Below are 4,352 nucleotides of genomic sequence, written 5' to 3'. Positions count from 1 at the left end.
GCTCGCCTCGGCCGCGCAGCCCCAGCCGGGCCAGGAGGTCTTTGCCGCCAGCGACGACAGCCAGCCGGTGGGCACCGTGGTCCAGGCCGCTGCCAGCGCATCGGGCTTTGAGGCCCTGGTCTCGATGCAGATTGCGGCCGCCAGCGAGCCGCTGCACCTGGGCAGCAGCACCGGCGCGGCCTTGCAGCTGCTCAGCCTGCCCTATGCGCTGAAGGAAGACATCTGAGCGCGTATTTGTTATCTCCCAAGACAGTAGTAACTGTCTGCTTCATCACAAATACGACAATTTCTCAGTCCAAAAGAGCGCCTCGGCAGCCGTTACAGAATTTTTATGGCATTTGCGCCGCAATTTGCTAAAATTGCAGGACTTTGCAAGCAGGAGCCGCTCAAGCAGCCTCTGCAAGCATGACGGAACAACTACTCAAGCGCATCTTGACCATCACACTTGCCGGGTCTGGGAAACCAGACCCGGCTTTTTATTGGCCAAATTATCGAATCGCTGCATAGGGCCATTGGCAAGACCTGGGGGGCCCGCCCTCGGTCAGCGCAGCGTTTTCCGCATCGAGATATGGGCAATGCCCGCTTCCTCGTAGGGCTCGCCGACCACCGTGAAGCCGGCGCGGCGGTAGAAGTTCTCGGCCGTGCGCTGCGCATGCAGCTCCACCTGCCGCTTGCCCTGGCGCGCGGCAGCGTCCACCAAGGCATCGAGCACATGGCGGCCCAGGCTGCCACCGCGCAGCGGCTTGGTCACGGCCATGCGGCCAATGCGCATCCCATCGGCACGGTGCTCTTCCTGCGCGCTGGGCAGCATGCGGCCGGTGGCCACGCACATGCCCAGGCCATTGAGCGCCACCGCATGCAGCGCGCTCACATCAAAGGCGTCGGCCTCGATCTCGGCAGGGATACCCTGCTCGCGCACAAAGACCTGCATGCGCAGGCGCATCGCCTCCTGGCCCAGCACATTCCAGCTGCCGGTCTTCAGCTCCACCATCTCTTCGCCCGCTTCAAAGCGCTGCACCATGCGGCGGTAGGCCTCGGGCAGCGGCTGGGGCTGCTGCGCGCTGTCGGCAAACACATAGACCATGGTGGCCGTGGCCAGCAACGTGCCCGCACAGTAGATGGCGGCCTCGTACTGCACCGAGGTGTTGCCCAGCTTGGCCACGCGCAGGCCGATGTCGATCACATCGTCCAGGCGTGCCGAGGCATGGAACTCCAGCTGCGAGGCGCGCAGGAACAGCTCGCCGCCCAGGCGCTGCATGCCCTCCTCGTAAGGCACGGCCAGCTGGCGCCAGTACTCGGACATCGCAATGTCCACATAGCTCAGGTAATGGGCATTGAAGACCACTTTCTGCAGATCGACCTCGGACCAGCGCACGCGCTGGCGGCTGCGGCAGCGAAAATCGGCCAGGCTGGTGGCGGGGGTGTCGAACAGGGTCTGGGAGTTGCTCATGGTGTTGTCGGTATTCTAAAAATTGGCCATCAAGAAACGGGTTGGCTGCAGCGCCGCACTCAGTCAAAGGCTGCGCGCAGCGCCTGGGCCATCTGCGCATGGCAGGCCCGCGCTTCCTTGAGCGCGCGGCCCATTTTCACAAACTCATGGGCGACGCCGGCATAGGTGTGCAGCTCCACATCGACGCCGGCAGCGCGCAAGCGCTCGGCATACATGACGCCCTCGTCCACCAGCGAATCGCATTGCGCCAGGTGGATGCTGGCAGGGGCCAGGCCGCGCAGATCGGGCGCCAGCAAGGGCGCAAAACGCCAGTCGTCGCGGTCGGTCAGCGTGCGCAGGTAGTTGCTGAACATCCAGCTGATCATCGGCTTGGTCAGAATGGGCCCCTGGCTGTAGCGCGCATGCGAGGGCGTATCCTGGTGCGCCGCGCAACCGGGGTAGATCAGCAGCTGCAAGGCCAGGTCGATACCGGCATCGCGCGCGAGAATCGCATTGACTGCCGCCAAGGTGCCGCCTGCGCTGTCGCCGCCCACGGCCAGGCGGCCGGTATCGGCCCCCAGCGCCATGCCTTCGGCTGCCAGCCACTGCAGGGCATCCCAGGCATCGTTGCTGGCGGTGGGAAAGCGGTGTTCGGGCGCCAGGCGGTAGTCCACCGAGACGACCATGCAGCCAGCCAGGTGGGCCAGCTCGCGGCACAGTGTGTCATGCGTGTCCACGCTACCGATCGTAAAGCCCCCGCCATGGGTGAAGAGCAAGACCGGCTGCAGCGGGTCCCAGCTGGCGGCGTAGAGCCGCGCCGGGATCTGAAAACCATCGCGCGCAGGGATATGCAAGTCCTCAACGCGCGCCAGCTCGGGCTTGGCAATCTCCAGCACCCCGGCGCCAATGCCGTAGGCCTGGCGCGCCTCTTGCACCGTCATCTCCCACATGGGGGTGTGCTGGGCGCGGGCCATGCGCTCGACCACGCTGCGCATCGTGGGCGTCAGCTCGGCGATCACATCGGCAGGCATGGACAGTTCGGCGGGGAGATGGGCTTTGGAGCGGGGTGAGGCGTCAGACATACATCGTTGCCCAGCCAGCCGGCATGGGCGCAATTGGGGAACAGGGCCGGCTGATTATCAGCCATTGCCCATTCACAACGGGGCATGTCGGTCACCCAGGTAAAAAGGCCCTGCCAACTTGACAGAGCCCTCCTTCACAGATGCCGGATGCCGAGCTTAGCTACTCGAAGCGCAGCTCCACCGGCTGCGCACCGTCGAGCCCCTTGTACTCCACCCGGATCTGCTGGCCGGGCTGGGGCGGCATCAAGGCCGAGTACGAACCCAGGCTGATCCAGTCGCCCACCTTGAGCCGCTGCCCTTCGGCCTGGAGGGCTTGCGCGAGCCAGACCACGGCATTGAGCGGCTGGCCCATCAGGTCGCCGCCGCGCCCGCCGCCCAGCCGCGCGCCGCTCTGGTCGGTGATATCGACCTGCATGCTCTGCAGCGCATTCAACAGCGCATAGCGCTCGGCGCGGAACTGCGGCACGGGCATCGCGCTGCCCATCACGCCCATGCGCGCGCCTACATTCATCGCCTCGACGGCCGCGCCATCGAGCTGGGCGGGGTTCTCCACCACCAGGTCTGGCAATTCGACAAAGGGGACGATGCGGTCGATGTTGTTGAGCACCTGCAGCGGCGTAGTCGCACGGTTGATGGCACTGCTGGAGACGCGCACCAGCATATCCGCCTCAAACATCGGCCGCGCGCCAAAGGCGGCAGGTACGGTGCTGCGGTTGGGCAGCAGGGCGCCCTCGTACAGCACACCCCATACCGGCTTGTCGGTCTGAAAGCGCTTTTGCATCGCCGCGCTGGTCAGCCCGGCCTTGTAGCCAATGGGCTTTTTGCCCTGGGCCAGCCAGGCGGCATTGAGCTTGTTGCGGCTGCATTTGCCATCGGCCTCGGTCATCGCGGCGGCCGGCGGCACGGGCTGCTTGGCCTCATAGGCCTGCAGCCACTGCGCGACCTGGGCGTCATCGAGGCAAGCGGCCTGGGCCATGCCAGCGCCGGCAGCCAGGCCAGCGGCCAGCCAGAGGGGGGAGAGACGAAAACGCCAAGCAGGGTGCATCATCCAAAGTCTCCTGTTCCAAGTACCTGTTCTGAATGCGGCCAGAGAACCTGTCTACGATCTCAGAGACCGCCCCGGACACCAACATACCACCCCCCTCGCCCGCCCCGACTAGGGAAAGCGCGCAGCCCGCCCGGCCTGGCGCCAATGGCCCCCTTTTGCTTGATGCAGGTCATGCCGCCATAGCCACAAAGCAACAGACGCTATAGTATTTGCAGGACCAAGGGACCCTCTGCAAAACTCCCTGCCGTGGTCTAAACGCGGACTCGGGCGATCCGCTGCGTTGTCTTCCTTGTCAATAGCTCGCTATTGACTGCAAAAGACGCCTTGCGCCTCATCCCGATCCGCGTCCATCCCATTGGGCGAGGATTTTGCAGAGGATCCCTAGCCACAACAGGAGACCCAACATGCGCACTGTTTATGAGCCGGCCAGCGCCGTGCAAGCCCATGTTCTGCAGGACGTGCTGCGCCAGCACGGCATCAGCAGCTTTGTCAGCGGCGAGCACCTGCAAGGCGCGATCGGCGAGCTGCCCGCCGGCAGCCTGGTGCGTTTGCTGGTGGACGACGCCGACTGGGCTCCTGCACGCCGCGCGCTGGAGGAATGGGAGCGCGCACCGCTGATCGACGATGCCGAGCTGGCGCAGGCCGATCCCAGCCTGGCCGATCAGCCGCAGCCAGGGCCCGCCCATGAACCGCGCTTTGACCTGGCCTGTGATCCGGGCGCGGACACGAGCGCTCCAGGTCGCTACAGCGACGCCGCCCGTTGGTACCCCTGCTGGTGGGCCGCCGGCGCCGC

At 65.5% G+C, this 4,352-nt stretch carries 4 protein-coding genes and 1 pseudogene; 2 read left to right on the top strand and 3 right to left on the bottom strand.

The window, feature by feature from the left end; translation table 11 throughout:
* Positions 1-226, top strand: a pseudogene (locus H928_RS33800) (folate-binding protein); the annotation flags it as partial.
* Positions 227-541: 315 nt separating this feature from the next.
* Here H928_RS33800 and H928_RS0122925 read toward each other — a convergent pair.
* The 3 genes from H928_RS0122925 to H928_RS0122915 form a co-directional block, all read right to left on the bottom strand.
* On the bottom strand, positions 542-1,450 hold the full coding sequence (locus H928_RS0122925) for a YbgC/FadM family acyl-CoA thioesterase (RefSeq protein ID WP_021028594.1): 909 nt from the start codon (positions 1,448-1,450) through the stop codon (positions 542-544).
* Between the two features lie 59 nt (positions 1,451-1,509).
* Positions 1,510-2,424, bottom strand: coding sequence for an alpha/beta hydrolase (locus H928_RS0122920; RefSeq protein WP_043341688.1), 915 nt, complete (start codon positions 2,422-2,424; stop codon positions 1,510-1,512).
* 247 nt (positions 2,425-2,671) lie between these two features.
* Positions 2,672-3,559 carry a 2-keto-4-pentenoate hydratase gene (locus tag H928_RS0122915; protein WP_021028592.1) on the bottom strand — a complete coding sequence of 296 codons (888 nt, stop codon included), beginning with the start codon at positions 3,557-3,559 and terminating at the stop codon, positions 2,672-2,674.
* 404 nt (positions 3,560-3,963) lie between these two features.
* Here H928_RS0122915 and H928_RS30370 point away from each other — a divergent pair.
* On the top strand, positions 3,964-4,352 hold a 389-nt coding region (locus H928_RS30370; protein WP_052330209.1), incomplete at its 3' end, for a DUF2007 domain-containing protein.

It is taken from the genome of Comamonas sp. B-9 (genome assembly GCF_000410635.1).
Classification (GTDB): domain Bacteria; phylum Pseudomonadota; class Gammaproteobacteria; order Burkholderiales; family Burkholderiaceae_C; genus Comamonas.
This window is presented reverse-complemented; position numbering and strand designations above follow the sequence as displayed.

Coding starts and splice junctions, on each gene's coding strand:
- H928_RS0122925 (WP_021028594.1), bottom strand. CDS start 1,450: ATGAGCAACTCCCAGACCCTGTTCGACACCCCCGCCACCAGCCTGGCC.
- H928_RS0122920 (WP_043341688.1), bottom strand. CDS start 2,424: ATGCGCAGCGTGGTCGAGCGCATGGCCCGCGCCCAGCACACCCCCATG.
- H928_RS0122915 (WP_021028592.1), bottom strand. CDS start 3,559: ATGATGCACCCTGCTTGGCGTTTTCGTCTCTCCCCCCTCTGGCTGGCC.